The sequence below is a fragment of the Proteiniphilum sp. UBA1028 genome, assembly GCF_002316955.1.
Lineage (GTDB): Bacteria > Bacteroidota > Bacteroidia > Bacteroidales > Dysgonomonadaceae > Proteiniphilum.
Map to the genome: position 1 here is coordinate 1 of NZ_DCEN01000034.1, position 3,937 is coordinate 3,937.

Below are 3,937 nucleotides of genomic sequence, written 5' to 3' on the forward strand. Positions count from 1 at the left end.
AAAATTTATGTTGCCGGCCACCGGGGTCTGGTAGGGTCGGCCATCTGGAACAACCTGAAACAAAAGGGATACACCCACCTGATCGGACGGACGCACAGGGAGCTGGATCTGATGGATGGGGTGGCCGTGGCGCGTTTCTTTGAGGAGGAGCAGCCTGACTATGTGTTCCTGGCAGCGGCACATGTGGGGGGGATTGTGGCCAACAATACGTACCGGGCCGATTTCATTTACCGCAACCTGCAGATACAAAATAACGTGATTGGGGAGAGCTGGCGTCGTGGCGTGAAGAAGCTGCTCTTCCTGGGCAGTACCTGCATCTACCCGAAGGAGGCGCCGCAGCCGATGCGGGAGGAGTCGCTGCTGACAGGCCCGCTGGAATATACCAACGAGCCGTATGCCATTGCCAAGATTGCGGGGCTGAAGATGTGCGAGAGCTTCAACCTGCAGTATGGAACCAACTTTATCGCGGTGATGCCGACAAACCTCTATGGGCCGAATGACAACTTCGACCTGGAACGGAGCCACGTGCTGCCGGCAATGGTCCGCAAGATGCACCTCGCCAGATGCCTGGCGAAAGGGGACTGGCCTGCCATTGAGAGAGACCTGGACCGGCGCCCGGTGGAGGGGGTGACAGGCAATCACCCCAGGCAGGAGATTGTGGCTCTCCTCCAGAAATATGGGATTGACGGTGAACGACTGTCGCTCTGGGGGACGGGCATGCCGTTGCGTGAGTTCCTCTGGAGCGAGGAGATGGCGGATGCGTGCGTCTACATCATGGAGCGGGTGGATTTCCGTGATTTGAAGGGCGATGGCACGGAGGTGCGAAACTGCCACATCAACATCGGCACGGGCGAGGAAATATCGATCCGTGACCTGGCGTACCTGATTAAAAGCACCCTTGGCTACGAGGGCGAAATTACCTTTGACGATACCAAACCGGACGGCACGATGCGCAAGCTGACGGATGTGTCGAAACTGCATAACCTGGGCTGGAAGCACTCGGTCGGGATTGAAAAAGGGGTGCAGCGGATGTGCGCGTGGTACCTCAATCGTTAGAAATATAGCCGGTTACCGGCATTGGGTTCCCGGCGTCGGCCTTCGACACCGGGAACGTTTTTTTGCTATTCATCATCACTGTCTTTTATCATCCATCTTCCGCCTTCTGTTATGGGCGTCTCTTATCGCTGTGCAGGAACCTACTTCCATTATTCCTAAAAAAACAGAAAATATTCTTTTCCTTTTGCAGATAAACGAAAACAATTTATATTTGCAACATTGTTGCATTTGAAATATTGTTTCGTATGACTGTTGAAGAGATATTGCACCGCCACGATTTAAAAAATACCGGATGCCGGAAGTTCATCCTGACCGGCTTGCTGCAGAGCGAGACGGCGCTGTCGGAGGAGGAGATGAAAAAGCCTTTTCCGGAGTTGTTCGACCGGGTGACCTTCTACCGGACGCTGAAGACGCTGGAGGAGAAAGGAGTGATTCACCGTATCGTGTTGAACGATAATTCGGTGCGGTATGCGCTCAACGGGCATCATCCCGGCCGGGAGCCGTTGCATGCGCATTTTCACTGCGGCAAGTGCGACGAGGTGCTTTGCCTGCACGGTAAAACGCGGCTCGACGCGGAATTGCCGGACGATTTTGTGACCCGGGAGGTGTTTGTGGTGATTGAGGGCCTATGTGCCGGGTGCAATCGTCTTTCTTAAACCGATTAATTTTTTCCAATGAAGATTTTATTTATCCTGCTGTTATGGATGGCGGGAGTAACCGAATATGCCTATGGAGCCCTCGTGCTGCCGGAATTACAGGATGATTCGCTGTCCGTGGACATCACGACCCACGAGCTGCCGGAAGTCACCGTCAGTGTCCGTCGCGGCGCGCAGGAGAACAGAATCAGCTCCCTTCCCGTGGAAGAGATTGGACGCCACTACCTGCTTCAACATAATGGGGGCAACTTTGTGCAGACGTTGTCTTCCTTGCCGGGCATCGCCTCGATGGATATCGGCGCGGGACTCTCCAAGCCGGTGATTCGCGGCATGGCCTTCAACCGGGTGGCGGTGGTGGACCGGGGCATCGTGCAGCAGAACCAGCAGTGGGGAGCCGATCATGGGCTGGAGGTGGACCAGTATGACGTGGACAAAGTGAGGGTGTACAAAGGGCCGATGTCGCTCTACCACGGCTCCGATGCCATGGGTGGGGTGATTGAGATTTTGCCGCCCCACGTGCCGGAGAACGACATGTTTTGGGGCGACGCGACGCTGATCGGGAAGTCGAACAACGACCTGCTGGGGATGTCGGTGATGGCGAGCCGCAAAAGGGGAAGGTGGTTCCTGCGGGCACGAACAACGGTGCAGCAGTATGCCGACTACCGCATCCCGGCGGACTCGCTGACGTACCTCACCTGGCAGATGCCGCTATACGGACGGCGGTTGAAGAACACGGCCGGGAGGGAGTATAATTTTTCGCTCTCGGCTCGCTACGCGGCGGAGAAGGTGGAGAGCGGGCTGCATCTTTCGGCCGTGTCGACGAAGAACGGCTTCTTCCCGGGGGCACACGGCATCCCGTCTCTTGGGCGACTGGAGCCGGACGGTGATCTGCGGAATGTGGAGTTGCCGTTCGCCACGTCGGATCACCTGAAGCTGGTCTCGCACTCGGCATGGCAAACGGGGAAAGCCGCACGGTTGCTGGTGGACCTGGGCTTTCAGCGGAACAACCGTTGTGAGATGGCGCAGTTTCACACGCACTACGGCAACCAGACACCGCCGGTGAACAATCGCGACAAGGAGCTGCAGTTCCTGTTGCATACCTACACGGCTAACATGCGCCGCGTGACAGGGGAGGGGGAGCGTTGGATGCGGACGGCGGGCATCTCGGGGGAGTATCAGCACAACAGGGTGGGGGGATATTCGTTCCTGCTGCCGGGCTTTGACCGTCTCTCCGCCGGGGCCTACTGGCTGCACAGCGTTCGCCTGAACGACCGGTTCCTGCTGACCGGCGGCATCCGCTACGATGTGGGGCGACTGTCGGTGCAGGGCTATTACGATGCGCTGCTGGCGGATTATCTGCAGACGCAGGGATATCCGCAGGAGCAGGCTACCTTCTATGCACAACGGGCGGCGGCGCTGCGGAGGGACTTTGGTGACTTCTCCGGAGGGATCGGCTTTACCTATACGCCCGACGATCGGCATACGTTGAAAATGAATGCAGGAAGAAGCTTCCGTTACCCGGGGGCGAACGAGCTGGCTTCGAACGGTGTGCACCACGGAGCCTTCCGGCACGAGTCGGGCAATAACGGGCTGAACCCGGAAAGGGGGGTGCAGCTGGACCTGGAGTACCGGTTTGCTGCAGCGGGGCTTCGCCTCGTCCTGAATCCTTTTGTGTCGCACTTCTCGAATTATATATACCTGGAGCCAACGGGCGAGTGGTCTCTGTTGCCCCATGCCGGACAGATCTATGCCTACCGGCAGTCCGGGGCGCTGATGGCGGGGGGGGAGGTGACGGCCGCATATGTTTTCGACGGCCATTGGCGGCTGGCGTCGGATCTCTCTTATGTCTACAACCGGAATCTGACGGACCACTATCCGCTGCCTTTCTCGCCGCCGGCAACGATCGCTTCGGAGGTGGCCTACACCGGCGAGGGCGGCGGTGCGCTCGCACACTATACATTGCGGCTGGATCACCGGTGGGTGATGGCACAGCACCGGATCGCCAAAAACGAGGAGCAGACGTCCGGCACCTCCCTCTGGGGCCTGTCGGCTCACCTGCAGTGGCGGATGGGGGGACGGCGTGTCATCACCGATATTCAGGTCGACAACTTCTTCGATGTTGCCTTTCTCAATCACCTGAGCTTCTATCGCCGGCTGAATGCGCCGGAGCCGGGGAGAAACCTGCAACTGATTTTGAAGGTGCCGTTTTGAATGTTTTAATGTTT

3 protein-coding genes are annotated in these 3,937 nt (G+C 57.9%); all 3 read left to right on the plus strand.

What is annotated here, in order from left to right:
* Positions 1-1,056 (plus strand): GDP-L-fucose synthase family protein (locus B3Z75_RS04965; protein ID WP_294068273.1); only part of this gene is annotated, 1,056 nt, incomplete at its 5' end.
* A 245-nt stretch (positions 1,057-1,301) separates the two neighbouring features.
* Positions 1,302-1,712 (plus strand): Fur family transcriptional regulator, encoded by a 411-nt coding sequence (locus B3Z75_RS04970; RefSeq protein ID WP_294068274.1) that lies wholly within the window; start codon positions 1,302-1,304, stop codon positions 1,710-1,712.
* Between the two features lie 18 nt (positions 1,713-1,730).
* A complete protein-coding gene (locus B3Z75_RS04975; protein ID WP_294068275.1) occupies positions 1,731-3,923 on the plus strand; it encodes a TonB-dependent receptor in 2,193 nt (730 codons plus the stop codon).
* Positions 3,924-3,937: the final 14 nt, after the last annotated feature.

Coding starts and splice junctions, on each gene's coding strand:
- B3Z75_RS04970 (WP_294068274.1), top strand. CDS start 1,302: ATGACTGTTGAAGAGATATTGCACCGCCACGATTTAAAAAATACCGGA.
- B3Z75_RS04975 (WP_294068275.1), top strand. CDS start 1,731: ATGAAGATTTTATTTATCCTGCTGTTATGGATGGCGGGAGTAACCGAA.